The sequence below is a fragment of the Lentibacillus sp. CBA3610 genome, from assembly GCF_013373365.1.
In the GTDB taxonomy this organism is placed as follows: domain Bacteria; phylum Bacillota; class Bacilli; order Bacillales; family Amphibacillaceae; genus Lentibacillus.
The window spans coordinates 3,234,630-3,260,917 of the sequence record NZ_CP035925.1 but is presented as its reverse complement, the minus strand read 5'-3'; the positions used below and the strand labels follow the sequence as shown (position 1 = coordinate 3,260,917).

The 26,288-nt window shown below is 42.8% G+C and carries 30 protein-coding genes, 1 tRNA gene, 1 other RNA gene and 3 pseudogenes; 4 read left to right on the top strand and 31 right to left on the bottom strand.

Translation table 11 applies throughout. The features are described 5' to 3' along the window. The first annotated feature begins 193 nt into the window (after positions 1 to 193). On the top strand, positions 194 to 472 hold the full coding sequence (locus Len3610_RS16020) for a transition state genes transcriptional regulator AbrB (protein WP_176448838.1): 279 nt from the start codon (positions 194 to 196) through the stop codon (positions 470 to 472). 93 nt (positions 473 to 565) lie between these two features. On the opposite strand, the gene rsmI is transcribed toward Len3610_RS16020, so the two are convergent. The 22 genes from rsmI to Len3610_RS15910 form a co-directional block, all read right to left on the bottom strand. After that, positions 566 to 1,441, bottom strand: a complete 876-nt coding sequence (gene rsmI, locus Len3610_RS16015) for a 16S rRNA (cytidine(1402)-2'-O)-methyltransferase (RefSeq protein WP_176448837.1) — start codon at positions 1,439 to 1,441, stop codon at positions 566 to 568. Beyond that, complete coding sequence (locus tag Len3610_RS16010) at positions 1,419 to 1,712, bottom strand: GIY-YIG nuclease family protein (RefSeq protein WP_176448836.1); 294 nt, start codon at positions 1,710 to 1,712, stop codon at positions 1,419 to 1,421. The genes rsmI and Len3610_RS16010 overlap by 23 nt, the downstream gene beginning before the upstream one ends. Then, the gene (locus tag Len3610_RS16005; protein ID WP_176448835.1) at positions 1,699 to 2,445 is read right to left on the bottom strand and encodes a tRNA1(Val) (adenine(37)-N6)-methyltransferase; all 747 of its coding nucleotides are present in this window, start codon (positions 2,443 to 2,445) and stop codon (positions 1,699 to 1,701) included. The genes Len3610_RS16010 and Len3610_RS16005 overlap by 14 nt, the downstream gene beginning before the upstream one ends. 114 nt (positions 2,446 to 2,559) lie before the next feature. After that, positions 2,560 to 2,907, bottom strand: a complete 348-nt coding sequence (gene yabA / locus Len3610_RS16000; protein WP_176448834.1) for a DNA replication initiation control protein YabA — start codon at positions 2,905 to 2,907, stop codon at positions 2,560 to 2,562. A 14-nt stretch (positions 2,908 to 2,921) separates the two neighbouring features. Further along, positions 2,922 to 3,749, bottom strand: coding sequence for a PSP1 domain-containing protein (locus Len3610_RS15995; RefSeq protein WP_176448833.1), 828 nt, complete (start codon positions 3,747 to 3,749; stop codon positions 2,922 to 2,924). A 4-nt stretch (positions 3,750 to 3,753) separates the two neighbouring features. Beyond that, positions 3,754 to 4,743 carry a DNA polymerase III subunit delta' gene (holB, locus tag Len3610_RS15990; protein ID WP_176448832.1) on the bottom strand — a complete coding sequence of 330 codons (990 nt, stop codon included), beginning with the start codon at positions 4,741 to 4,743 and terminating at the stop codon, positions 3,754 to 3,756. A 20-nt stretch (positions 4,744 to 4,763) separates the two neighbouring features. Next, positions 4,764 to 5,204 carry a YaaR family protein gene (locus tag Len3610_RS15985; protein ID WP_176448831.1) on the bottom strand — a complete coding sequence of 147 codons (441 nt, stop codon included), beginning with the start codon at positions 5,202 to 5,204 and terminating at the stop codon, positions 4,764 to 4,766. A 94-nt stretch (positions 5,205 to 5,298) separates the two neighbouring features. Next, positions 5,299 to 5,628, bottom strand: coding sequence for a cyclic-di-AMP receptor (locus tag Len3610_RS15980; RefSeq protein ID WP_176448830.1), 330 nt, complete (start codon positions 5,626 to 5,628; stop codon positions 5,299 to 5,301). After that, complete coding sequence (gene tmk, locus Len3610_RS15975; protein WP_176448829.1) at positions 5,625 to 6,278, bottom strand: dTMP kinase; 654 nt, start codon at positions 6,276 to 6,278, stop codon at positions 5,625 to 5,627. Before tmk ends, Len3610_RS15980 begins: the two co-directional genes overlap by 4 nt. A gap of 39 nt (positions 6,279 to 6,317) precedes the next feature. Beyond that, positions 6,318 to 7,766: an aminotransferase class I/II-fold pyridoxal phosphate-dependent enzyme gene (locus Len3610_RS15970; protein ID WP_176448828.1), complete on the bottom strand. Its 1,449-nt coding sequence runs from the start codon at positions 7,764 to 7,766 to the stop codon at positions 6,318 to 6,320. 89 nt (positions 7,767 to 7,855) lie between these two features. Next, the gene (locus Len3610_RS15965; protein WP_176448827.1) at positions 7,856 to 8,047 is read right to left on the bottom strand and encodes a sigma factor G inhibitor Gin; all 192 of its coding nucleotides are present in this window, start codon (positions 8,045 to 8,047) and stop codon (positions 7,856 to 7,858) included. 680 nt (positions 8,048 to 8,727) lie between these two features. Next, positions 8,728 to 8,994, bottom strand: a complete 267-nt coding sequence (locus Len3610_RS15960; RefSeq protein WP_176448826.1) for a pro-sigmaK processing inhibitor BofA family protein — start codon at positions 8,992 to 8,994, stop codon at positions 8,728 to 8,730. Between the two features lie 70 nt (positions 8,995 to 9,064). After that, the gene (locus tag Len3610_RS15955; protein ID WP_176448825.1) at positions 9,065 to 9,283 is read right to left on the bottom strand and encodes a YaaL family protein; all 219 of its coding nucleotides are present in this window, start codon (positions 9,281 to 9,283) and stop codon (positions 9,065 to 9,067) included. Positions 9,284 to 9,301: 18 nt separating this feature from the next. Further along, the gene (gene recR / locus Len3610_RS15950; protein ID WP_176448824.1) at positions 9,302 to 9,898 is read right to left on the bottom strand and encodes a recombination mediator RecR; all 597 of its coding nucleotides are present in this window, start codon (positions 9,896 to 9,898) and stop codon (positions 9,302 to 9,304) included. A gap of 11 nt (positions 9,899 to 9,909) precedes the next feature. Beyond that, positions 9,910 to 10,227, bottom strand: a complete 318-nt coding sequence (locus Len3610_RS15945) for a YbaB/EbfC family nucleoid-associated protein (RefSeq protein WP_176448823.1) — start codon at positions 10,225 to 10,227, stop codon at positions 9,910 to 9,912. A gap of 24 nt (positions 10,228 to 10,251) precedes the next feature. Continuing rightward, positions 10,252 to 11,946, bottom strand: coding sequence for a DNA polymerase III subunit gamma/tau (gene dnaX / locus Len3610_RS15940; RefSeq protein ID WP_176448822.1), 1,695 nt, complete (start codon positions 11,944 to 11,946; stop codon positions 10,252 to 10,254). A gap of 125 nt (positions 11,947 to 12,071) precedes the next feature. Continuing rightward, positions 12,072 to 13,187: an ABC transporter permease gene (locus Len3610_RS15935; RefSeq protein WP_176448821.1), complete on the bottom strand. Its 1,116-nt coding sequence runs from the start codon at positions 13,185 to 13,187 to the stop codon at positions 12,072 to 12,074. Then, a complete protein-coding gene (locus Len3610_RS15930) occupies positions 13,184 to 14,449 on the bottom strand; it encodes an ABC transporter permease (protein WP_176448820.1) in 1,266 nt (421 codons plus the stop codon). Before Len3610_RS15930 ends, Len3610_RS15935 begins: the two co-directional genes overlap by 4 nt. A 13-nt stretch (positions 14,450 to 14,462) precedes the next feature. Beyond that, positions 14,463 to 15,395, bottom strand: a complete 933-nt coding sequence (locus Len3610_RS15925; protein ID WP_176449715.1) for an ABC transporter ATP-binding protein — start codon at positions 15,393 to 15,395, stop codon at positions 14,463 to 14,465. Between the two features lie 378 nt (positions 15,396 to 15,773). Next, complete coding sequence (locus Len3610_RS21280; RefSeq protein WP_255259661.1) at positions 15,774 to 15,950, bottom strand: response regulator transcription factor; 177 nt, start codon at positions 15,948 to 15,950, stop codon at positions 15,774 to 15,776. A gap of 462 nt (positions 15,951 to 16,412) precedes the next feature. After that, positions 16,413 to 16,553, bottom strand: a complete 141-nt coding sequence (locus tag Len3610_RS15915) for a hypothetical protein (protein ID WP_176448818.1) — start codon at positions 16,551 to 16,553, stop codon at positions 16,413 to 16,415. Between the two features lie 144 nt (positions 16,554 to 16,697). Beyond that, positions 16,698 to 16,985, bottom strand: coding sequence for a hypothetical protein (locus Len3610_RS15910; RefSeq protein WP_176448817.1), 288 nt, complete (start codon positions 16,983 to 16,985; stop codon positions 16,698 to 16,700). Here Len3610_RS15910 and Len3610_RS15905 point away from each other — a divergent pair. Further along, the gene (locus Len3610_RS15905) at positions 16,975 to 17,250 is read left to right on the top strand and encodes a hypothetical protein (RefSeq protein ID WP_176448816.1); all 276 of its coding nucleotides are present in this window, start codon (positions 16,975 to 16,977) and stop codon (positions 17,248 to 17,250) included. The two genes, Len3610_RS15910 and Len3610_RS15905, sit on opposite strands and share 11 nt — an antisense overlap. 136 nt (positions 17,251 to 17,386) lie before the next feature. Here the strand turns inward: Len3610_RS15905 and Len3610_RS15900 are convergent, their stop codons facing one another. From Len3610_RS15900 to tadA, 5 genes are all read right to left on the bottom strand, one after another. Continuing rightward, positions 17,387 to 17,569 carry a hypothetical protein gene (locus Len3610_RS15900; protein ID WP_176448815.1) on the bottom strand — a complete coding sequence of 61 codons (183 nt, stop codon included), beginning with the start codon at positions 17,567 to 17,569 and terminating at the stop codon, positions 17,387 to 17,389. Between the two features lie 183 nt (positions 17,570 to 17,752). Continuing rightward, complete coding sequence (locus Len3610_RS21275; RefSeq protein WP_255259660.1) at positions 17,753 to 17,884, bottom strand: response regulator; 132 nt, start codon at positions 17,882 to 17,884, stop codon at positions 17,753 to 17,755. A 253-nt stretch (positions 17,885 to 18,137) separates the two neighbouring features. Continuing rightward, positions 18,138 to 19,217, bottom strand: a complete 1,080-nt coding sequence (locus Len3610_RS15895) for a sensor histidine kinase (RefSeq protein WP_176448814.1) — start codon at positions 19,215 to 19,217, stop codon at positions 18,138 to 18,140. 180 nt (positions 19,218 to 19,397) lie between these two features. Next, positions 19,398 to 19,662, bottom strand: an RNA gene (ffs, locus tag Len3610_RS15890) — signal recognition particle sRNA large type. 121 nt (positions 19,663 to 19,783) lie between these two features. Continuing rightward, positions 19,784 to 20,242 (bottom strand): tRNA adenosine(34) deaminase TadA, encoded by a 459-nt coding sequence (tadA, locus tag Len3610_RS15885; protein WP_176448813.1) that lies wholly within the window; start codon positions 20,240 to 20,242, stop codon positions 19,784 to 19,786. Positions 20,243 to 20,312: 70 nt separating this feature from the next. On the opposite strand from tadA, the gene Len3610_RS15880 reads away from it, so the two are divergent. Both Len3610_RS15880 and Len3610_RS15875 read left to right on the top strand, forming a co-directional pair. Next, positions 20,313 to 20,846: a cysteine hydrolase family protein gene (locus Len3610_RS15880; RefSeq protein ID WP_176448812.1), complete on the top strand. Its 534-nt coding sequence runs from the start codon at positions 20,313 to 20,315 to the stop codon at positions 20,844 to 20,846. Positions 20,847 to 20,910: 64 nt separating this feature from the next. Beyond that, a pseudogene (locus tag Len3610_RS15875) lies at positions 20,911 to 22,159 on the top strand (LysM peptidoglycan-binding domain-containing protein). Positions 22,160 to 22,231: 72 nt separating this feature from the next. Here Len3610_RS15875 and Len3610_RS15870 read toward each other — a convergent pair. The 4 genes and pseudogenes from Len3610_RS15870 to Len3610_RS15855 form a co-directional block, all read right to left on the bottom strand. Next, positions 22,232 to 22,704, bottom strand: a pseudogene (locus Len3610_RS15870) (DJ-1/PfpI family protein). A 152-nt stretch (positions 22,705 to 22,856) separates the two neighbouring features. Beyond that, positions 22,857 to 24,570, bottom strand: a pseudogene (gene acsA / locus Len3610_RS15865) (acetate--CoA ligase); the annotation flags it as partial. Between the two features lie 260 nt (positions 24,571 to 24,830). After that, positions 24,831 to 26,063 carry a dicarboxylate/amino acid:cation symporter gene (locus Len3610_RS15860; protein WP_176448811.1) on the bottom strand — a complete coding sequence of 411 codons (1,233 nt, stop codon included), beginning with the start codon at positions 26,061 to 26,063 and terminating at the stop codon, positions 24,831 to 24,833. Positions 26,064 to 26,154: 91 nt separating this feature from the next. Then, positions 26,155 to 26,226, bottom strand: a tRNA-Arg gene (locus tag Len3610_RS15855). Positions 26,227 to 26,288 lie beyond the last annotated feature (62 nt).

The window sequence follows — 26,288 nt, the reverse complement described above, 5'->3', positions numbered from 1 at the left end:
AGTCATTTTATCAAAAAATGCATCATTTGTTTAGTTAAGCTAATTTTCAAATTTATTTTTATCTTCTTTCGCATATTTATTGACACCCGTGACGAAGGTTGGTACTATATTCCATAAGTAAGTGTCGAAACATGCCGAAAAATTTTAGAATGGCAGTAAAGTTACAAAACCATAAGAGGGGAGAAATGGAATAATGAAATCTACCGGGATTGTGCGGAAGGTTGATGAACTTGGACGGATTGTCCTTCCGATTGAATTACGACGCACACTTGATATCCAAGAGAAAGATGCGCTGGAGATTTATATTGATGATGACAAAGTTGTATTGAAAAAGTATACGCCAAACATGACGTGTCAAATTACCGGGGAAACATCTGATGATAACCTCACATTGGCCAATGGTCAAATCGTTCTGAGTCCTGAGGGAGCAGAACAACTTATTGACGAAATCCAATCACAATTAGACAAATAACACAATCCTGTATATAAACAACCAATTGTATGTGAGAAAAACGGCTGACGCATTGGTTCTCCCACGTCAGCTGTTTTTATTGAAACACTATTTTTACTGATCAATATGGTATGCTTGGTAGACATCGCGTTTGGCCATATTGCGGTCTCTTGTAACACGTTTAATGGCCTCTTTGCTGGAAAGATCAGCTTCATCCATGTAATAATTGACATGCTCAACGATTGAAAGGCTGCTCCACCAAAGGTCATTTTCCTGTGCTGAATCACGGGTTGTTCCTTCAATCACCAGACAAAATTCACCCTTCAATTCGGTGTTTTTAGACCAGGCTATTAGTTCCTCTACTGTTCCGCGTATGTACTCTTCAAATTTTTTGGTCAGTTCGCGCGCCACTGAGACCTGACGATTGCCAAGATGGGCCTTCAGCATGTTTAGCGTATCTTTTACTCTGTACGGGGATTCATACAGCAGCAATGTCGCCTGACTATGCTTTAACCGTTCCAGTTCCGCCTCTTTTTCCTTCTTTTTGCGCGGCAGGAAACCATAAAACAAAAACTCGCCCGATGGCAGCCCTGACCCAATCAATGCGCATAACGCAGCGTTCGCCCCGGGCAAAACAACTACCGGATAGTCTGCGTCAATTGCCGCCTGCACCAATTCGTAACCCGGATCTGATATACCCGGCATACCCGCATCACTCACAACAGCAATCGATTCACCCTTTTCCAGTCGTTGCAGCAGTTGCCTCCCACGGCTTTCCTTATTATGTTCGTGGTAACTGATGAGCGGTGTTGCGATTTCAAAGTGACTGAGTAATTTTTTTGTATTTCTTGTATCTTCCGCGGCGATGACGGAAACTTCCTGCAACGTCTTCAGTGCACGGAATGTTATGTCCTCCAGATTCCCGATGGGAGTGGGTACCACATAGACAGTATTTTGCTCCTGTTTGTTAAAACTCTTTTGTTTTTTCAAATTGCATCACTTCTTTCAGCTTATCCCGGATTAATTGGGCCTTTCCTTTACGGGTAAGCTGCTTGATCTCATGTTCCCGCTGCATCGCTTCTTCTTTTGTCGGGAAATTTTCCCTGAAAACCACTTGAAATGGTCCGCGGCCGCGGGTGTACTTGGCTCCTTTACCTTCCTCATGCATCCTGAGGCGGTTTTCCAAATCGTTCGTATAGCCGGTGTAAAGCGTATCATCCGCACATTTTAACATGTAAACGATATGTTCATTGTTTTCCATAAATAATTCCCTCTGCTTCCGTTGTATAAGTATTGTCATCATTATAAATGTACAAGGGCGGCAAAATCATCAAATCAGCACTTCCATCCCGGATTCCTTCAATCAAAAGCATATTGGCATCCCGCCCGCGTTTGGGGTAAACAAACTGAAGGCGTTTGGGTTCAATTTTATATTGGCGCAATAGCGCAATTATATCCACTAATCTGCCCGGACGATGGACCATGGCAACTTTCCCGCCGGGCCGCACATGCAGTTTACATGCTTTGACGACATCTTCCAGCGTGCTGTAAACTTCATGCCGTGCTATCGTTAAATGATCATTTCGATTAAGTTCTGTTTTAGCAGGCGTTGGAAAATATGGCGGATTGCAGGTGACCACATCAAATGTGCTGTGCCCCAACCTTGTTTTCATTTCCTTTAAATCACCATGAATCATCGTTAAACGGTTTTCCAATTCATTTAATTTCACGCTGCGTGTCGCCATGTCTGCAAGTCTTTCCTGTATTTCGACACCTGTAATCGATGCATTCGTCCGGCGTGATAACAATAACGGCACCACACCATTTCCGGTGCACAAATCAAGAATACGGCCTTTCTTTATCGGCACATAGGCAAAATGTGCCAGTAAAACAGCATCGAGGGAAAAGGCGAATACATCCGGACTCTGGATAATATGCATCGCATCCTCTGCCAGCAGGTAATCAAGCCGCTCATCATCATAAAGTTGTACCATGTTCGTCTTCCACCCTATCTATGCAGTCAAGCTTTATTTTCTCATCAGGTCTCTCATAATTCATCCCATATGTAAACTAAAGCTGTCCCTAACGGATAGAGACAGCCCCACAATTCATTTTTTCGTTTTATTAAGAAATTCCAGACAAAATAAACAATCTTCTTCCTGTCTTGGCGTGCCAAAATGGACATTGCAAATATGAAATCCTTCCTCATAGAGTCTTGCCAGATTATCATAACCTTCTCCGGGTATGTTACTGGTTTCCTTGACCACTTCATTTTCCTTAAAATCGTCATCTGCTTGCTCCAAACGGCTGCGCAAATGGTGATTTTCCATTTCCAGACGGTGTTTGTCTTCAAGGAGGTTGCTTAATTTGCCCTTTAAATCGCCAAGTTGTTCATATAATTCACCGATTTGTGTTTCCATATCGGATACCTGATCGAAAATTTGTCGTTTTGACACGCTGTTTCACCCCACTATTCTGTGGCTTGTGCTGTAATAATCCCCTCATTTATCATTTCATCTAATGTATATTCAATAACGCGTTCATTTTCCGGTAATTCGATGTGAATAACTCGTTCAAGAATGTTCAGGCCGACTACTTTTCCTTCACCGTATGGGGTTTTGACATTCTCTCCGATATCAGGCATTTCACGTTTCGCTGTTTCATAGTCGTCATTTTCATATTTCAGACAGCACATAAGACGACCGCACAGTCCGGAAATTTTCGCAGGATTTAATGACAGGTTCTGATCTTTTGCCATTTTAATGGAAACTGGCTCAAATTCGCCAAGAAACGTTGAACAGCAAAGCATTCTGCCGCATGGACCGATGCCGCCTAACATCTTCGCTTCGTCCCTTACACCAATCTGCCGGAGCTCAATTCGTGTTTTAAACGCTGCTGCCAGATCTTTCACCAGGTTACGAAAGTCCACCCGACCTTCTGCCGTAAAATAAAAGACAATCTTATTGCGATCAAATGTATATTCAGCTTCAACAAGATTCATATCCAGTTGGTGTTCTTTAATTTTTTGCTTGCATGCCTCCAGTGCTTCATCAGCAAGTTCCTGGTTTTCAACGACTGTCACTTTATCATTCTCATCTGCTACACGAATAACTTTTTTAAGCGGAAGCACAACATCTTCCTCATCGACCTGTCTATTCGTTATGACAGCTTTTCCGAACTCAATACCGCGAACGGTCTCAACCACAACATAATTAGCTGCATCTATATGATAGTTCCCCGGATCGAAATAATATATTTTACCAGCTTTCTTAAAACGGACCCCTACAACTTCAATCATTTAATCACCCCTGTATTTGAATGGTGAGCTGCTCCATCACAAGTGTCGGGTGGACATTTTGCTTGAGTTTCCGTTTTGCATCAAGCAGTTTATTCAGTATGTCAAGTAGCTTTTCCTGTGAAAAGAACATCACCAGGCTTTCGATTCTTGCATCATCCCTTGTAAAAACAACTAAATCTTCCTCTTTGCCAATATGATAATAAAGTATATCCTTAAAGCCAAGCAGCAGCAAATCCAGACCTTGTTCCTGCTGTGTGCGTTCCTTAAAATGCGGCATCCATTGCTGATGGATAAACAAAAAAACGTCATTTGGATTGGTTGAAAACGTTTCTATCAATTGTACCATTAATTTTCGTGCCTGCGCAAACCACTCATCTTTGCTCCAGGAAATAGCTTCATCCAAATTATTGGTTAAAGCACTCATTAGAACAGCGTTTGACCGGGAAACACCATTATCGACTAATTGATCCTGGAAAGCAGCCGGATTAAGCGGTTTTAAATCAATGGCCTGACAGCGTGAACGAATCGTTGGTATAATCGATGAACTGTTTTCGGTCATCAGAATAGCGGTCGTTTGTTTAGCCGGTTCTTCCAGGAACTTTAATAAACGGTTGGCTGCGTTCGATGTCAGTGTGTCAGCACCTTTGGCGACATACACCTTTTTATCCGATTCCAGCCCGGAATAGCTGAACTCCTTCTGAAGATGTTCAATCTGCTCTTTTCGGATGGACCGCCCATCAGGTTCAATCCAATGGACATCAGGATGGTTGCCTGAATCAATCCGCTTGCATGTATTGCATTCCTGACAAGGCTCCACACCAGACCGATTATTGCAAAAAAGAGTCTTTGCCAATAATAAGGCAATCGCCTCTTTTCCCGTCCCGCGGTCACCCTGCAGCAAATAGGCATGGGAGATCCGGTCTCTTTGAATGCTGTTGGTAATAATTTTGCTTGCCAATGGCTGGATTCCAGCTGCTTCAGACCACGTTTTCATTTATTTCCCTCTTTTTTTAACTACGTGTATAAATTAACTAAAAGGCCTTTAATATCCCCAATAAGACCAAGCAAGTCCACAGTCTTCTTCTCGTCATTCATCATTTCCTCGGTTAACCCAATTAGCTTTTCGTCTACTTCTTTAACAATCGCCAGCTTTTGACTGCGCCCATTCATAGTGAAATGACGGGCGTTTTGTAACTCAAATCCATTGTATACCGTTTCCTGCAAAAAACGTTTGACCATTCGTTTGAATTTAACCAAATCGCGCGACGAACGAAAACGCGCAAGCTTGTCACCCTGCAGCGTAATATTTTTCATCAGTTGCTGAATTTCCTGCTGTTTTAGTTGATTTGTTTGGGACTGAACCATTTCGTTAAATGATAAACGCCCTTCCACAGGTGCGCGTTGTGTTTTATTTGCTGTATCTATTTGTGATTGTAATTCCGGATTAACTTTCATCAGGCCAGCCCCCTTAAGCTGAAGTCAGAAGCAGGAAGTCAGATTGAATGAAATCGGTGAAACAGCCGATTTCGGTATGAAACAGTTATCTTACCTAAAACTGCAGGAATTGTTCGATTGGCAGGATAAATACAGTTGCACCGCCGACTTCGACTTTAACCGGTTTTGGGATATACGAATCAGCATTGCCGCCCATTGGTGAAATGGGTGCTACCATTTGTTCGCGCTTGGAGCAATTATCCCGAATGACGTTTAACGCATGATCGACATACCCGTCCTCACAGCCAATCATCAATGTGGTGTTCCCTTCTTTTAAAAATCCGCCGGTTGTTGCAAGTTTGGTTATTTTGAAGTTTTCTTCACCTAATGCATCAAGAAGACGGTTGGTGTCTTTGTCCTGAACAACTGCAATGAGTAGCTTCACGAGTTTTCACCCTCCTTTACATGTTTTTTTAAATCGTTAACAATATGATTAACGGTGTCTGATTCAACTTCCTCAAATGACTGATCAGCATTAATCACGTGAATGCGTTCCGGAAATTTTGACACAAGCAGTTGATATGCTTCATAAACGTGTTCATGAAACCGGATATTTTCCAGGTCGAGACGGTTTCTTTCCCGATCATTATTCGCTTCGATTCGAGCTAAGCCTTTGTTTGGTTTAATATCAAAAAACAGGGTCCTATCCGGCATCAGATCCTGTATTGCAAACTGGTTAACGGTAAACACTTCATCAATTCCGAGCTCTCTGGCGAACCCTTGATAGGCAAGGCTGCTATCAACGAACCGGTCACATAATACGATTTTCCCTTCATTCAAGGCCGGCAGAACTTTTTCAGTCAAATGCTGTCTGCGTGCCGCGGCATACAGGAGTGCTTCAGTTCGCGGATCCATTGCGGTATGTTCCGGATTAAGAATGATTTCACGGATTTTCTCGGCTATTTCAATACCTCCTGGTTCACGTGTTGCCAGTACATCATAGCCTGATTTCACAAGTTTTTGTTCAACTGATTTTAGAATGGATGACTTGCCGGAACCCTCGCCACCCTCAAACGTAATAAAATATCCTTCCACGGCAGTTGCTCCTTTATTATTAAGTGACACTTCATTCAGTTAGACGCTTTTTCCTCTCTGCAAGCCAGATGTGCAAAAAACACTTATTCCATGATCTATATGACGATGCTGTATGGTCACACCCTGCTGTATAAACTGTTCAATGACTTTAATATGGCTGAGGGTGATCCGCTCACCTTTCAGTACCAGCGGTATTCCAGGCGGATATGGGATGATAGCCTCTGCTGCTATATAATTTTCAGCTTGCCTGAGAGGTATTTGCGTTACTTGGTACGCTTCAATGGCTGAATAATCCAAATCAAGTACCGTTACACGTTGTTTGAAAAGATTGCTTGTATCTATTATATCACGATTGGGTATATTTTTTAATTGTGCCGTAATCCGCTTAACAGCATTTTTCAGCTTGTTTGTTTCTGTAAAAGACCCAAGACCATGGATCAATAAAAGCTGATGATGCGTTGATAGTTCCGGATAAATACCCTCCTGTTCAAATAACCCGGCTATCGTGTTACCTGAAATACCCGGTTTTGCCTGAAGCGTCATTTTAAGCGGATCATCTGATGACAGTAAGTCCCAGCATTGACCTGAATCCAGTATGGCACGAACCTGACGGGCACTGTCCAATATCAATGCCATGTCGTACGCTGGTAAATTCGCTAGATAATAACGGGCAAGATCCAGTGATGCCATAATAGGGTACGATGGACTGCTTGACTGAATCATTTGCAGATAATGCTGGGTCCGGTGGCTGGCTATCCGTTCTGACTGAATATGCAACAAGGCTCCCATCGTCATGGCCGGCGTTGTTTTATGCGCTGATTGAACAACCGCATCTGCACCAAGCCTCACCGCAGAATCCGGGAATACCCCACTTAATGAAAAATGGACACCATGCGCTTCATCAACCAGCACTGGTATATTATATTCATGAATTAATTCAATGATTTCTCGCAGCGCAAATGTTTTTCCGAAATAATCCGGATAAGTCAGGACCACAGCTTTAGCATCCGGATGCTGCTGAAGTGCTTGTGTGATTGTTTCAATATCTGGTGCCGTATAACGATCCAGCGACTCATCAAACTCCGGTGCAATCAGAACCGGTCGTGCCCCGCCGAGTTCCAATCCATTGAAAATCGACTTATGACTATTACGCTGCACAATAACTTTATCACCCGCTGAACAAACCGATAAAATCATAGCTAAATTGCCTGCTGTACTGCCCCCAATCAGAAAATGGGTCGCGTCTGCTCCAAAAAAATCTGCAGCAAGCTCCTGTGCTTCATAAATAACATCCCGCGTGGCATGCAAGTCATCCAATCCTGTCAACTCGGTCATATCGAGCGGCAGCACAGATTCAAAAAATTCCCTGCCCTTTTCCGGAAAAATCGTCCCGTGCTTATGACCGGGGACATGAAATGACATAGGGTTGCCGCCTGCGAATTGTTTCAATGCATCATATAATGGTGTTTTTTCCTGGTTACTGCTCATTATCCACCCACCCTCTGCTACGTGTTATATCTGGATGGTATCATTAAGAAAGCCCGCTGCAAACTATTCGTGCAGCGGGCTATAAATGATTAGGAATATAGTGTTGGTTGATTCATATTTTTTAACTTTTGCAGATAATAGCGGTACTTTTCTTCTCGTGGTTCAGTGTGAATCATATTTCTTTCACATTCACAACAGATAAATAGTTTGTATAAATGAATGCCTCGGTCTTTTTCTTCTTCGCAAATACCGCACCGTTCCGTTAGAAATTTTTGTTCCATGTCCCCACCTCCGTTAGCTTAGTATCTCCTAATCTAACGAATTTTATACAAACAATTCTTGTAATCATTGAATCTTTTTTCGGTGGCTCTTTTCGTAAGCTCTGTTGTTTTTAAACCCCGTAATCGATATAAACTGCGACACAGTAAAAAAATTGAGTGCAATGATACCGCTCCGGAAATACGCTCCGCTTTCCGCGGGTGCCCCGTGAGCCTCCTCGGGCATTCGCCCTGTGGGGTCTCACGTTGGTCACTTTTCCCGCAGGAGTCTCCGCGTATTTCCTACGCTAGCATTGACGGTCGTTCTGCATTTTGAATGTTGAAACTCAAAATAAAGTGTCTAATGAGCTTTTTCTCACTAGGATAGAACAGCACACTAAGCTGCGGAAAAATGCGAGACTCCTGCGGGAAAGGAACAGTCTGAAGACCCCGCAGTGAGCGGGCTTTGCGAGCGAGGAGGCTGAAGCGTTCCCCGCGGAAAGCGAGTATTTTTCCGCAGCGCCGAAATAGCACTTGTTCCCAATAAACTAGAAGAAAGACATTCCAAAAGTTACGTCGCACTTTATGGATTTTTCGGCAAAAACAACAACCTTTAAGAAAACAGCCTTCTTTAATAAAAGTATATGCCGGGGAAGCTTATTTCTTTACACTTTTTAAACTGATGGTGACAAGAACAAAAAAATTTACGGTAAGATAAATAAATGGATGGCTGCGAGTGAGCCCAGTCCAAATAAACCTAAGAAACCGGATATAATGACTGTAATTATATTAATAGGGATATGCAATCCGATTGCTCCGCCGAAGACGTTAAAGAAAAATAAAAATAAAATGCCGATTCCTAACTTCACAGTACTGTTTGCGATGAAACGCATTGGTTTAACAGGAGCACCAACAAATAATAGAATGACAATTAACGCAACCATGATTGAAATAACCAGTGTTGAACTCAACCCTAATCACTCCTTTTTCTTGTCCCTTTCTATTTACTTATGAAAAGGAACGCGAAAAAAGAACTGAAATCTATTTATTATAGCGGATAGCACTGATTTTTCGCCGTCTTGCTTCACGTAATAAAAATAAATACTTAGCGCGTGCAAGATTCTCTTTATAAAAACCATCTTCAGTTGGTTCAATGCTTTTATCAACAATGGACTGGATTTGTTTCCATTCATGTTCGACTGTAAACAATGCATCCAGTAATTGTTCATCCACTTCCCGTTTTCTCTTTTTTCTCCCCATAATGTCACCTATCTATCTTTAAAGATCTCGTCTGCCTTCCAATGCTTTTGATAGTGTTACTTCATCTGCGTATTCCAGATCACCGCCAACCGGCAAGCCATGTGCAATCCGGCTCGTTTTAATACCTGAGGGTTTAACGAGACGGGAGATATACATCGCTGTCGCTTCCCCTTCAATATTCGGGTTTGTTGCCAGAATCAATTCCTCAACACCTTCATCTTTCAATCTATTGATCAAATCGGGCACGTTGATATCCTCAGGCCCTATCCCGTCCATTGGGGAGATCGCGCCATGCAGTACATGATATTTTCCATTGTATTCTTTCATCTTTTCCATTGCGATAACATCTTTTGGATCCTGCACCACACAGATGATTGACCCATCTCTTGAGGTATCCTGGCAAATGGCGCATGGATCCTGATCAGTAATATGGCCGCACGTTGAACAGTGCGTTAATTCACGTTTTGCATTCACAAGTGATTTGGCAAAATCCATGACATCATCATCATTCATATTCAATACAAAAAATGCCAGACGGACAGCCGTTTTTGGACCGATCCCTGGCAATTTTGTGAAACTGTCAATCAGTTTGGAAATCGGTTCCGGATAGTACATGTCTATGCCTCCTAGAACATTCCACCAGGCAGGTTCATCCCTTGCGTGAATTGTCCCATCGTGTCATTCGTTTTATCCTCAATCTGCTTAATGACATCGTTTGTTGCAGTCAAAACCAAATCCTGCAGCATGTCAACATCATCAGGGTCAACAACTTCTTCAGAGATTTGCACATCGGTTATTTCCTTTTTGCCATTTGCAACAACGGTTACCATGCCACCGCCGGCTGATGCTTCAAATGTCATCTCATGCAGTTCTTCCTGGGCTTTCATCATTTTCTTCTGCATTTTTTGCATTTGCTTCATCATGTTATTCATATTGCCTTTCATAAAAAACGCCTCCTAAAAAGTTATCTATTGATCGTGAATTTCCAGCAGGTCATCTCCGACCAGTTTTCTCGCTTCTTCGACCAATGGATCTTCCTGCTCGTTTTCTTCTTCGGTCGCAGCTTGTTCCTGCTTGCTTATATATTCATTTCGTAATTCCTGCCAATTATTCGCCGGAATCGGGATAATTGTCCATTTTCTTCCGGTCACACTTGTCAGCACTGACTCCACTGTATCCCGATTATCCAAAAACAACGAACAATGTATTTCATATTTAAATTGGACGACTAATGCTTCGGTAGATGCAGCTGCAGGCTTGCTGTCCTGTATTGTAGCATGTGCAGGGGCGCTTGTCGATTTCAGCTTATTTAAAAATGAGGCCCATTGTGACTGCACTTCTTTAAGCATTGGTCTTTCTGCTGCATCCAGAACGCTGCGGATTTTCTCATATGGAATGTTGTAACTATTTTTAGCCGTTCTGGGTTTCTGCCGTTTTGGTTCTTGAGCCGGTGCATGCTGTTTTGCTGCTGCAGGGGAATCCTTCAATGCTGTCAATTCCTTCTCCAGATGCTCGAGTCTGCTCACAAGCCTTGTCACAGTTTCTGAGTCAACGGCATTTTGTGTTTCTTCTTTCTGCGCATCGCTATTGGTTATCGTTAAGATGGCAATTTCGATAAATACTTTTGGACTGGTTGACCACTTAATCTCCTGTTGGCACTGGTTAAGGTGAGTAATCGCATCTTGTATCCAGGCTTCGGGAACAGTCTCGGCAAGCTGCTTAAATGCTTCATCAACCATGGCCCGTTCCAAAATATCCTCAAGCGTTGGGGCACTTTTGTACAGCAACAAATCGCGCAGGAAATAAATCAGGTCATATACAAAGCGTGCCGGGTCTTTTCCGTTCTGAATCAGATCATCGAGCAGTGATAAAGCTTTCTGCACGTCTTGATCATGCATGGCTTGGACAATATCTGTCAGTATTCCTTGTGCCACACCACCTGTAACGGCAAGGACATCTTCCAGTTCGACCCGTTCATCACTGTACGAAATGGCTTGATCAAGAATACTGAGCGCATCCCGCATACCGCCTTCAGCCGCCAGTGCAACAGTATCCAAGGCTTCATCCGAAACAGAAATTTGCTCCGCTTCAATAACGGCCTGCATCCTTTCTGCAATTGACTTGTTCGAAATCGGTTTGAAATCGAAGCGCTGGCATCTTGAAGCAACTGTCAGCGGGATTTTGTGAGGTTCCGTCGTTGCCAGAATAAAAACAACATGCTTGGGGGGCTCTTCCAATGTTTTCAAAAGTGCATTAAACGCACTTGTTGAAATCATGTGCACCTCATCGATAATGTACACTTTATAAGGGACCGAACTTGCAGCATATTTGACTTTTTCACGTATTTCACGGACATCCTCAACACTTGTGTTCGATGCCGCGTCCATTTCAATAATATCTGAAATCGAACCATCCTGAATACCACGGCACGCTGCACATTCATTACACGGTTCTTTGACAGGGGCATGCTCACAATTAATCGTTTTCGCAAAAATCTTCGCGGCACTTGTTTTCCCGGTTCCACGCGGGCCGGAAAAAATATAGGCATGTGAAAATTTTTCCTCAACGATGGCATTTTGTAATGTTTTGGTGATATGGGTTTGTCCGACAACATCCTGAAACGTTTTTGGTCTCCACACGCGGTATAGTGCCTGATAGCTCATAATGAATGTTTCCCCTTTATAGTTTCTATCTAAATTATACTCGATTTCAGGGGTGAATGTGAAGGATAAAGAACAAAACTGTAATCAGCGGGATAGTCTTTCCCGCTGATTGCCGGTTAAACAATTCAGACATGTCTTCGTTCCATCAAATGAATACCGATACCCATAAATACAACACCCATCAATATCAGAATACTGATTGGGTATAGAAGCTCTTCCAGCGGATAACCATAAACCGCAACACCATTTAATACTTCCATACCATACGTCAATGGATTAATTTTAGATAGGGCAAGCAGAAATTCCGATTCCACAATTTCAAGCGGCCAAAAAGCACCGCCGATCATCGCCATGCTTACCGAAACAATCGGTAACAAAGCATTAAACTGCTGGACATTTTTAACGATACCAGTTAACAAAATCGACAACGCAACAATGGCAAAAACGTATGGAACCAGGAGAAGCAGGGTCTCCGTAAATTTTCCATTAAAATCAACACCAACGATATAGCGAAAGACGAGAAAAATAACCAGCACTTGCACGTAACCTTCAAAAAAACTGTAAATTAAATTGGCGACATACATTTCCCATTTACGTACAGGCGATAAGATCATCCGATCCCATATGCCATTCTTCTTATCTGTCAAAATGGACAACACATTATAGCCAATCGTGTAGATAACAAAAAATAATGTGAAGCCAAACAACGTTTGAAATGTACCATCAAGTTCCGACTCCTCAGATCCGCCGAAGTAATCAGCTGTAATGGAAAGAACAGGCAATTCCATGGATGCTTCCAATTCGTCCATAACATCCTCACTATTCAAATTGTCCGAAGCACGTGCGGCCTCATAAATCTGATTTTTCTGCTGTTCTTTTGCATAGGCTCTCTGGATCATCTGTTCAACTGTACCGGCATTTGGCGAATCCACGCCGACAATTATTTGAAAATTATCTTCATGGAGGATGGCGCCAAGCTCTGCGCTTCCATTTTCTACTTCTGTCATCATGTCTTCTTCGCTCATCCAATTGAATGTAAATCCATCAATGCCGGTCAGATTGTCCTCAATCGCAGAATCTCTCACTGAATCATCTGCTGCATAAACAGGTACTTGAATGGTTGCCATACTGCCTGAACCGCCAATAATCAAGGCAAATCCAAGCGACATGACCATAAAAATTATAAATACAAAAGGATTGCGGATAAATAGTTTCAACTTTGAAAGTAAAATGCCTCTCATGACGACACCCCTCTTCTTGGAAAGCTGAATGCGGCAAAAATAATCGCTGCTAATGCAAAAATAACGAGAAACAACAGGTGGTTCCATATGTCCGGAATACCGTCACCTCTTAAAATCGCTAAATAGGCAGACATCCCTGCACCATTTGGGGTTAAATTGCCAATGGTCCGAAAGAATGGTGCCATATCACCGATCGGAAAGAAACTTCCACCCAAAAGCGCCATCAGGAACACTAAAATTCCGGAAAAGAAGGATGTGATCAGTTCCGAATCAATCCGGTAGCTGATCGCTGTCAGCAATACTGCTATGCCGCCTATAGCCATGGCGTATATAAACGAAACGGTTAAAAATGCGATCAAGTCAGGCCAGGTTACGTCAAAAACCAGCCAAGCAAACGTGTACACAGCCAACAGCTGAAGAAACCCGAACAGCATCCCCGACAGCAAAACTCCGGTAAAATAAGCCCAGCGTGATATATTTCCAAGAATGATACGATCAAAAACATGGGTCTTTTTTTCACGGAATGCAATCGTCCCAATCGTGGATGCGAGCAACAAAACATTCATCACAACCATGCCGACTGCGTAATAGCCTTTTGCAGTTATCGGGTGTTTCTGATTAATCGTTGTTATATCTCCGGTTATCGCATCCTGGTTCAACTCCATTACACGCGCATCAATGCTGTTCTTGCCTAAAAATGCGCCCAGCGTAAGCCGCTCCTGAAATTGGTCCAAAATACCAGTGACAACCGAGACACCTATTGTCTGTGTTTCATTCTGCAAAACGTTCAATTCAGGCTGATCAGATTTATCCAGCACCATATATTCGAGCATGTCATACGTGAAGTTTTCCGGTACTTCAATCACAGCCGTGTATGAGTCATCGTCTGTCAGCATATCGAGCTCTGATGCGTCTCTGTCATGAGCTTCTACCATATCACTTACCTCGTCACTGCCAAAGACATTTTCTTTTAAGATGCTGACCGGCATTAATCCTTCCACCTGAGCCCGAATTTCGTCAACTGTCTCAGAAGGTAATTCGGCTTCAATCATATTCATAAAACGATCAACTTGCTGCTCTTCATCTTCATGCTCCACAAATGCAACCTTTACGTCAATCGGACTGGGTTCACCATTCATGGTGCCGCCTAGCGCTGTTCCAAGTATGGCTATTAATATAATCGGCAGCCCAACGAGCAAAAGCAATTCCATCGGGTTTCTGAGCAATGTCAATCCTTGTTTTTTTACAATTTGCCAAACCATATCCATTCACCACCTAATCCCGGAGCGCCCGGCCTGTCAGATGCAGAAAGACATCTTCCAGGGTTGGCGTTTTGGCATCAACTGAGCTCAGTTCCAGCTTAGATTCCTCCGCCAGGCTAATGAGTTTGGGAAACATATTGATTTCTTTTGGTACGGTTATGGTAACCTCTTTATCGCCTGCAGCCACCCGATTAATGGTCGGCGTATTCTGAAGCAGTTCAATAAAATGGTCATTTAAGCGACTTGCTTTGATCGAGATGGTTTTCTCCGCCGAAAGGATTTGCTTAATGTCTTCTTTCGTTCCGGATGCAATCAAATTTCCCTGATCCATGATATAAATCCGGTCACACAGAAATTCCACCTCTTCCATGTAGTGGCTCGTGTACAGAACAGTCATCTTTCTTTCCTCGTTCAAATGCTTCACAGTTTCCAGAATATAATTGCGTGATTGGGGATCAATGCCGACAGCCGGTTCATCCATGATCAGCAGCTCCGGTTCATGCAGCATAGCAACGCCGATATTCAGACGCCGCTTCATCCCGCCGGAAAATTTACTGACCACTTGTTTGCGCCGGTCGCTCAGACCAATCTGATCCAGTACTTCATCAATTTTCCGTTTTAATGCATCTCCTTTCAGTCGATATACCCGACCAAAAAAACGCATATTTTCTTCCGCTGTTAAATCATCATACAATGCAATTTCCTGTGGCACCATACCGACGATTTTCCGAAGTGGTGCAGGATTTTTTAAAATGCTTTTATTGTTTAACCGGACATCACCAGAGGTTGGCTCCGCCAATGACGACATCATCGAAATAGCCGTTGATTTCCCCGCCCCATTCGGCCCGAGCAATCCGACTATTTCACCTTTTTCAATGAACATATTTAATTTTTTGACTGCTTTGTTGTGTTTGAACTTCTTTGTTAAATCCACTAATTCAATCATCATACCCGCCTCCTCTGTATTAAGTTTACGATGGTTTGATGTATGACGAATACTGCCCGAAGTCACTGAAACATTCTTTTTTATGTGACTGAAGTCATTTTCTATAAGAAATGTAAAAAGCTATTACCGAAATCCCCGGCAATAGCCTTATTGTGTTAAATACTATTTGTATTATAAAAGTCTGTGTTTTTGACACAAAATCCATAAACTGCGACGCAACTTTTAGAATGTCTTCTTCCAATTCTAACGGGGCCTGAGTGCTAGTTCATCGCTGCGGAGCGTATTTCCGGAGCGGTGTCATTACACTCAAAAATTTTTCATTATGCCGCAGTTTATTTCTTGTAAGAATTAAAGGAGAACAAACTGATAAACTGTGCTTTAGTCATCGGCAATATGATGTTTCACTGCATATATTGCCAATTGCGTCCGATCACGGAATCCTGTTTTTTGCAAAATTTGTGTAAGATAATTTTTCACCGTACCGATCGATAAATAAAGCTCTTCAGCAATTTCTTTATTTGTCCATCCTTCGCCTATAAGCTTTGTAACAGCCAATTGAAAGAAACATTCATTCCTCTTCGCTTTGGAATGCTGGAGAGACGCGGCATTACTTTGGCGCCACTTCCTCGTGAATAGTTCATACCACCACTCATACACTTATAAACAGCTTCGATTAATTTATTGACTCCGAGGTTTTCAGTAAAATCCATTTGCTCCTTCTTTTAGAGGACCGGTTGAAAAAACTATTTTTTATCATCAAATATGCAAACAAGACCCGATTTTCTTTGATACCTTTAAAATAAGGGAAAAAGTGATGGCGGTGGTGTCTTTCATCCGTTTTTTCAGTTTCAGCGCATGCTGAAACACGGTCCTGGGCCCTTTGCCTTTGACCGGCTTTAACTTCTTAGATTTTGAACGGATGGCGGTACCAGAGTGCTTGTTCCTGCATGAGTCCAGCCCCTCTTGCTTCTAGCACGATCCATGGCGTGAACTGTCTTGGCCTCAGCGAATTCATGTTCAACACTGGACACGCTCGTCCTGGATATCTGATATTTGCTCATATCTGGATTTGTTTGCTTGATTTTTGGCCTTGACGTTTATCGACTTTTTCCTGCCGTTTTCTTTGGTGTTCAGGGTTTGTGGGTTTTTCTTTGCCAAGTCGGGACCTCTTCAATTCATGGGTTTCTTCAGGCATCAAGGGATGATGCCTTGGGAATGGAGATAGGCAAATACGCCGTGTGCCATAGGCCTTGTCACGATAACGTCCGGATCTGGAATTTGCGGATGTTGAAACGACAGCGTTTAGCTGTGCTGGCTTATTTCTCTTTTCAGCTGTACGGAAGCAATGCTTGCATCAGTTTTCAAAATAATCCCTGATTCAACGTCTATCAGGTCGTGCACGAGGAAACGCGGATAAGCTTCCTGCCCTTTGCTCTTTTTGTTACAACGGGCAATCAGGGTCTTGTCGTACTCCGATGGGTTTGATTGGAAATGTTTTGCCATGAGTCTCATGGCTGGCATTTTCCTGAGTTTGATCCCGATTGATGATTGTTCTTTGATTTCGGAGGGCTGAGGAGTTTTGATCATCATCGTCGCTGTCCGTATTGTCATGTCTGATGGAGCCAAGGATTGCCTCGTCACGTTGCTTTTTATTTCAGATAACCTTCAATGGTATGAACCGGGGCCGCTCTATTTCTTCCAGACTGTGAATGGACGCGTTTTGCACGCACTTGTTGTGCCGTCACACCGGCATGAACGTCTGGCGACGAGGCCGGAAGCAATGCACTTGATTAACGAATGCATCATGATATTCATCAAAAAATACCGTGACGACGCCAAAGCGCTCTTGTCTTAACAAGTGTTGTCCCGATCAGGAAGGAGAGACTCAAAATCCAGGCCGCAAACACAGGTAGCCAGCATGCATAGGGAGCGTTTCAAATAGTTTCCCGTTCCGAGTGATTATAGATACTCCAGTACAACTAGCCGAACGATCAATTCAGCATTTGTAGATGGCCGGCCTGTTTTTCGGAGTAGAGAGGTTTCACCCAATCGTGGACAGCTGAAAAGTCGATCACATCTTTCACTCTTCTCAGGATATGGTTCCCGGGAACGAGATCCTCCATATCAATATATTGAAACATGCTGGGTTGATGTGGTTTGCTTCGGTGATGCATAATCGGATCATCCTTTTATAGTGTTTCTATAGACTATATTCGACATAAAGCAAGAAATTCTAGTACAATTTGACTTTTTCACCGGACTTTTAGGGCTTCAACCACATATTCGTCATCGTTGAAAGTCGTCAATATTAATATTTTATATCCGGCCATTGCTGTTTTTATTTTTTCTTGTAGTTTTCAAATACCGTTCATAACGGCATTCTTCACATCCATCATAACGAAATCGATGACATGACTTTCGACGATTGCAATGGCTTCCTCCCCGTTTTCCGCTTCCTGGACCACGTTAATATTTTCATCTTGTTCCAAATTACTTTAAGACCCTGTCTGACAATGGATTGATCCTCAACCACCAGCACACGCCACCATAACATTCACCTCTTTTTTCCGCATCTAACGGACAGTAACCTGCCAAAGTACGGCAGCTAACTGTCCTTAAATGTCCGATTCTGTTCGGGCCTGCAGGATGCAGGTCACAAAGGCGTTGCAACAGGACGTTGCGGTTTTAGCCTTTGTTCCTTACTATCACCGGGGAAAACCACCCCACTGAATGAGTTTCACTTTATGAGCCCGGCATTGATCCTTTGACCACAAACGTTTCATCTGTTTGGTATACTTCGAGACGTCCGTCTACTTCCTCTACCCGTTTTTTCATATTGGTCAAGCCGAATCCATAAACTAATGGTGTTGCATGATGGATCGTATTAGTTATCTCAAAAGAAATCGCTTCCGTTGCAGACTTTTCCAGTGTCACATGAACCTCCCTGGACTGGGCATGCCGCATCGCATTTGTCAACGCCTCCTGAATGACACGATACAAACTAATGCTTTTCTCATTCGAGAGAGGTACAGATAAAAGCCCTTGCCTTATCGTAAATTGAACAAGCAGATGGCTTTCCGCTTCCAGCTTGCGAATCAGGTGAACAACAGTTGCAATCCCTTCATTTTCATCAGTTTTAAGTGCTTTTACCGCCTGTCTTGTTTCCTCAAGACTTTCATTAGCCATTTGTTTTAATGTATTAAATTCCGGATTTTTTGTTTCAATAGCCAGCATTTCCAGTTTCATAATGAGTGCTGTCAATCGGTGTCCAACAGAATCATGGATGTCCCTGGCAATTTTTGTTCGTTCTTCCAATCTGGCATTCTGTCCTGCAGTCAGATTCATTCGTTTCAGTTTTCTGTATTCACCCAGCATCTGGTCATAAATTTCCCTTTGTTCCCGTCTGTCATCAGCCATACGATTTATTTTCAGTATTAAAAAGGAAAATAGAATGCTAATGATAATAATCTCCAGCAACCGTCCATTGTTTAATAACGTTAGCGATAATGATAGCACGATATTAATAGCCAAATAAAAAGGGAGATGTTTTTTTGATAAGCTGATGGCTGCTTCCGTTGTTATGAACAGCAAAAGCAGCAATGAAAGTGAGATGTTATCAGTCAATAGATAGCTATGCGTACATATTATGATTGAAAGCATACTATAAAGGATTAAAAGTGCCTTTCTGACAGACAGAAAGAAGTAGAATGCAAGAGCTATTGCAAATGACAGAATACTTAATGGTGTATTGATACTATCCATCAAAATGATTAATCCCCAAAATATAACAAATACACTAAATCGCAAACTAAATAATTTCACTCTTTATTCCCGCTTTCTGCTGCTTTTTTCGTGAAAAGTGCCGATATTATTTAAACACTCTCAGCGTGGCACTTGTTAAAAGTATATCAAAAAACTGAAGATTACGGATATTATTCAGTTAAAAAAGACTGCATCAACTGTCAGTGACAGTATTGATGCAGTCTTTCTTCATTATGTATGCCGTGCACCCATTGTTGATCGGACATCCATAAGCGTTACCCAAGTTCATGGCTCGGCTCAGGCTTCCCCGCGGCACACAAGAATAACCACTTACTGCTGCTTCCTTCCGGATCTGACAGGTTCATGGGTTCCTGTTGCGCAGGACCTGGGCGTCAACACCAATCCCTTGAGGCAGACCCTACAGACATCCAACCTCGAATGGGAATTCAGCCTTGCTATAGCGGATTGCAAGTACAGGGCACCGCTACCTCCCCGCTTAGCACGGCAATAATTATTATACTTACTATCCGTGTAAAATGCAATGATAATCGTGAAGTGGATACATTTTACAGAATTTTTTGGCGAGTCGGAAATTTAATGGTACGCTGGAATAATATGATTAGAAACTATTTTTTACTCCGCAGTTCCCGGAAAAAATCCGTCAGCAAGGCCCTGCATTCATCCTGCAGTACACCGCTTGTCATATCAGCACGATGATTGAACCGCTCATCCTGTAATAAATTCATCAGTGTACCGGCACAGCCTGCTTTTGGATCGGGTGCTCCAAACACAACCCGTTTAATGCGTGATTGAACAATGGCACCGGCACACATTGGGCACGGTTCAAGCGTTACGTATAATGTACAATCTTCAAGCCGCCAGCTGCCGATTTTGCGATTAGCCTCTTGAATCGCGATGAGTTCAGCATGTGATAACGTTGTCTGTGAGGTTTCACGGACATTATATCCCCTTGCAATGACGTCACCCTGATGAACGATAACAGCCCCGATTGGCACTTCATTCACTTCTTTTGCTTGCTCGGCCTGTTTAATTGCTTCCTGCATATAGACGACATCATCCGCCATTTAAACACCCCCGAACGTTTGAAATAATTCAGACAGGAAAAACTAAGGGAAAGAAAGGAGTCTTTTGATTATGGACACTTCTGTTGAAAACACTGCCATTCTGTTTGTTGATATCATAAATGATTTTGACTTTGACGGCAGTGAAAATTTACTCAAACATACCAATGACATTCTTCCCGGATTAAAAAAACTAAGACAGTTTGGTAAAGAGAAAGACATCCCTATTATTTACGTCAATGATCATTATGGCATATGGCAGGCAGATTTCCAGAAAATTATCAATCAATGTGAAAATGACCATAACCAGCATATTATCGAGGCATTGAAACCGGATGATTCCGATTATTTCCTGATTAAACCATTGCATTCGGCCTTTTTCCAAACACCATTGCATGCCCTTTTAAGTGATCTTAACAAAACACATCTTATCATGGCAGGCATTGCTGGGGACATTTGTATTCTATTTACGGCAAAAGATGCTTATATGTATGATTATAGCATGCATATTCCGGAAAATTGTATGGCATCCGAAGAAGAGGAGGGAACCGAATACGCACTCTACCTTATGCGTTCTGTAATGGATGCCGACATTGACCCTATTTAATGTATATCCGCCTCTTTTAAATCATAATGTGTAAACAGGATTGATTTAAGAGAGGAGGATTTTTTTGCAAATACATGTTGTCCAGCAAGGAGATACAATCTATAACATCGCCGATACATACAATAGCTTACCAACTGACATAATCGATGCAAATGAACTGGATGCACCGAATAATCTTGTTGTCGGCCAGGCCATCGTCATCCCAATCATGGGACAGTTTTATGTTGTGCAGCAGGGTGAAAGCTTATATTCGATTGCCCAGCAATTTGGCCTGACCGCTGAGCAGCTGGCACAAATCAATAATATTTCAGTTGAAGGTATATTATCTGTGGGGACACGGTTATATATCCCTGAACAGCCAAAAAGGGAAATCACTGCAAATGCCTATATAGAGCCTATTGGAGAAGAAGTTTCCCAAACATTGATTAATTCTGCAGAGAAAGCAACACCTTATCTCACCTATCTTGCACCATTCAGCTACCAAGTCGGCCGTGATGGAACACTGACAGCTCCACCTATGGATAATTTTGAACAAATCGCCGCAAACCAGAACACATCACTGATGCTTGTCGTGACCAATCTGGAAGAAGGTGAATTCAGCCAGGATCTCGGCCATATTATCTTGACAGTTCAAGCTGTACAGAATACATTATTGGACAATATCGTCAATGTAGCAAATGAAGTGGGGTTCACTGATGTCCATTTTGATTTTGAATTTTTACCACCCGAAGACCGTGAAGCTTATAATAACTTTCTGCGCAAAGCGAGACAGCGATTATCAGAAGAGGGTTTATTAATGTCCACTGCCCTGGCTCCCAAAACCAGTGCCGAGCAGGAAGGGGCATGGTATGAGGCCCATGATTATGCGGCACATGGAGAAATTGCTGACTTCGTTGTTCTCATGACGTATGAATGGGGTTATAGCTACGGACCACCACTAGCAGTTTCACCAATAAACGAAGTACGGGAAGTTGTCAATTTCGCATTGAGTGTGATGCCCGGCAATAAAATACTGCTTGGTCAAAATCTTTACGGCTATGATTGGACACTTCCATACGTAGAAGGTGGTGATCTGCTGACTATCAGCCCGCAGAAAGCGATTACGAGAGCACGTGAGCAAATGTGGCAATTCAATATTGATACTGAGGCACAGCACATTCTATACGTATACAGATAACGCGGGAGTTGACCATGAAGTATGGTTTGAAGATGCACGCTCCATTCAGGCAAAATTCGATATGATTGAAGGGCTGGAACTTCTGGGAATCAGCTATTGGAAATTAGGATTGGCATTCCCGCAAAACTGGCAGTAAATATTTTTGGATTCGGAATTGATTAAAAATCCCCCTAACCGCTATGAAAGCGATCAGGGGGATTGATTTTTATTAGGCACTTAAAACATTCAGTGCTTCTCTGTTAAATGCTGGAATATCATCCGGACCGCGGCTTGTCACCAGTTGATTGCCGCATACAACGACTTCCTGATCCAGTACTTCTGCACCTGCATTTTCCATATCAACAAGGATGGATTTGAAACCCGTTGCTTTGCGCCCATTCAGTGCTCGTGCATTAATTAACAATTGAGCACATGGCAGATGGAGATACCGGTTTTTGTCGTCCATAAATTGTTTTGGCAAATTTGACGACGTTCATCCGCACGCAGCATTCCGGTGAAACACCCGGAATACAGTGCATCGAGTTCTTCCGTTTCAATGATCGATTCCTTCATCAACTGTGACAGTTGTTTCATTATTTTTGCCAGTTTACTTCGTTGCCTTTCTCAGCCGATTGGTAATAACTTCATGTCCGGCATCTTTAAAGCTTTAGCCGGATCTGTATATTCGACATCTTCAAACATATCGGTTATACGGTTGCTTTTTTTTCATTTGAATTCACTCCTAAAAGATGCTCCACTATAAATTTTACCCAGGCAAAAGCAATTTGAAACTTGCTGATATATGAGAAACTGAGGCTGTAAATTGGTGAAAGCCTCAGTTTTTCGACTATTATTTCTTCAAGTGTTGAACGTATCACCGTCGGTAATCCCAGCTCCCAGGATTTCAGAAGGCGACGCATGATTTTACCACTGCGCGTTTTCGGAATTGTATCGGTGATTTCCAGTTCTCGCGGCGCTGCGTGGGCGCTCAGACCGGTTTTGACAAATTGACGGATTTCCTCAAGCAACTCCTCTGAATCCTCATAGCCCTCATTTAACGTGACAAATGCTTTGACAATTTCGCCGCGTTCAGGGTCAGGCTTACCGATTACCCCGGCTTCTGCTACAGCTTGATGTTCGATCAGCTTACTTTCGACCTCAAATGGCCCGACACGTTCACCGGAAGTGTTAATGACATCATCCAGCCGGCCCTGGGAACCAAAAGTAGCCGTCTTCATCCTGATAGGCACTGTCGCCTGATACATACCAGCCGTTGATAAAATAGCTTTCGTATTTTTCCGGACGTTTCCAGATTTGCCGCATCATGGCAGGCCATGGCGCTTTGATCGCCAAGTTGCCCATTTGATTTGGCGGTACTTCATTCCCCTCGTTATCAACAATCGATGCTTCAATGCCCGGAATCGGTTTACCCATCGAACCTGGACGGATTTCCTGGGATGGCAGATTGACGATAAGCTGTGCCCCTGTTTCCGTCATCCACCATGTGTCATGAATTCTCAGGTCAAATGCCTGCAAGCCCCAGGTGATTACTTCCGGGTTCAGCGGTTCTCCAACACTCAAAACATGCCTTAATGATGAAAGATCATATTTCTTCACAGGTTCCTCACCCGCACTGACAAGCTTCCGAAGAGCAGTTGGCGCTGTATACCATACACTGACATTATATTTATCAATTGTTCCATACCAGTTGTCCGGACTGAACCGGCCGCCCCTCACAACATTTGTCACACCATAAAGCCATGGGGCAAAAATACCGTAACTTGTGCCGGTGACCCAGCCCGGGTCGGCTGTGCACCAATAAACATCATCTTCATGCAAATCCAGCACCCATTCGGCCGTGGCATAATGCTGGATCATAGCATTATGAACATGATAAACCCCTTTTGGTTTACCGGTTGATCCGGATGTATAATGGATCAGCATGCCATCCTCAAGATCAACCCACTCGATAGAAAACGCAGTTGATGCATCCTTCATTTCCTGATGATAATCAATATATTTTTCAGACGTTTCATTGTTTTCACCAACAAGTACGATTTTCTCAAGATCAGGCAAATCGTCCTGTGGAACCCGTTCAAGCAAATCAGGCGTCGTAATCAGCATCCTTGCTTCACTATCTTCCAGACGGTCACGGACCGCCTGTTCCATAAACGCTTCAAATAACGGCCCGGCAATTGCACCCGTTTTTAAAATACCGAAGAATGCCGCATAAAATTCAGGACTTCTGGGCAGAAACATAAAGACACGATCGCCTTTCTCAATCCCATAACTACGCAATACATTTGCAAATTGGCTGCTTTTCTTACTTAATTCATCAAATGTTAATGTTTCTTCACGATCCGGTGACGAATACAAGAGAGCCGTTTTATCCCTTTTATTCGGATTTTCTGCATGACGATCAACTGCTTCATAAGCCATATTTACTTTGCCTGTTTCATTCCAGCTGAAATGTTTTTTCATATCGTCCCATGAAAATGTTTCCAGCATCCTTTCATAGTTTTGCAGATTAAATGTGCCATCTTGTGCAGGAATACGCTGCATATCCATTCTATCACCTCATCTAAAGTTGTTGTTTGAAATCGATTGCAAAACTGTCTCTAAAAAGTGAAATTATATAGATTTTTATAAACATTTTGCTAACTATAAACTATTTTAGAACATTCTGTGACAAATTTAAAGTATTTTAGTTTAGGAATTTATTAAAAACCCTTGACTTTTACCAAGTCCATTACAATGAAAGCGCTCATTATTCTTTCCTGATATTATAAAAAATACCCCTGTACAAGCAGCACATAAGGGGTACTTTATTATTCTGTATAAGTTGTTTCTTTGTCTATACGTTTTTCCCGTTCTGAAATAATATAGGCACAGGTAGCATCGCCTGTAATGTTCAGGGATGTCCGCAGCATATCCAGTAAGCGGTCAACTCCAATGATCAAGGCAATACCTTCTGTCGGCAGGCCAACCTGGTTCAACACCATTGCCAGCATCACCAGACCAACTCCCGGAACGCCGGCCGTCCCGATACTTGCCAGCGTGGCCGTCAGAATAACCATGATAATATCGGTCAATCCAAGATCAATCGCATACACCTGGGAAATAAACACAGTTGCAACAGCCTGCATAATGCCTGTCCCATCCATGTTGATCGTTGCGCCGAGCGGCTGGACAAAACTGCTGATGGATTTTTTGACGCCCAGTTTTTCCTGTGCCATCCGCATGGAAACCGGAAGTGTGGCACTGGAACTTGATGTACTGAAGGCAACCGACATGGCCGGGAAAAAGCCCTTATAAAACGTCAGAGGATTTCCCTTGCCAAGCCCCCAGATTGCCAGGCTATACGTGATCGCACCATGAAGGACAAGACCTAAAATGACGGCAAGCATATACATCGCCATCGATCCCAGTGCATCAAGTCCTGCATCGCCAAGAGCAGACGCAATCAATGCAAATGCACCATATGGGGCGGTTTTCATAACCAGATTTACCAAATACAGCAAAATTCCATTTGCCTCTTCAAATAAATGATGAATGCGTTTCGTTTTATCACCTAAAACAGCAAGGGCGACACCAATAAAAATAGCAAATGCAATAATTTGCAGCATATCACCACTGCTCATGGCCTCTATCGGGTTCTCCGGGATAATATTAATAAGGGTCTCCATAACCGGTGGTGGTGTTTGTTCTTCATATTCATTGTCACCAATATTAAAATTGCCGCCTGCACCAGGCTCCAGCAAATAGCCCATGCCCACACCAATCGTTAGGGCAACTGCTGTCGTAACAAGATAGAACGTAATCGTTTGCACGCCTATCTTTCCCAGTTTGACCGGATCACTAAGACCTGCAGCACCTAATACGATAGACACAAAGACAATCGGTACAACCAGCATCATAATCAGATTCAAAAACAGCTGACCGACCGGATTCAGGGCATATTGATCAACCATAGAAAATATATCGGATGGTGCAAAACTTAAGCTGATACCAGTGATAACACCCAACACAAGAGCAATCAGGATTTTCTTAGTCAAACTCATGCAGCATATTCCTTTCTTAGTTGGATTTCATTGTTATTATTTTTTTTGAAAATGGTGGAAATATAGGACTGTTAATTAGCATTTTGAGGTACGCCCCCGGCAGGAATCGAACCTGCGCACACGGCTTAGGAGGCCATCGCTCTATCCGCTGAGCTACGGGGGCATTTATAAGAAAAGAATAGTCTAATGTAAGGTCATATGCTGAACGAAGAAAAAGACACAATA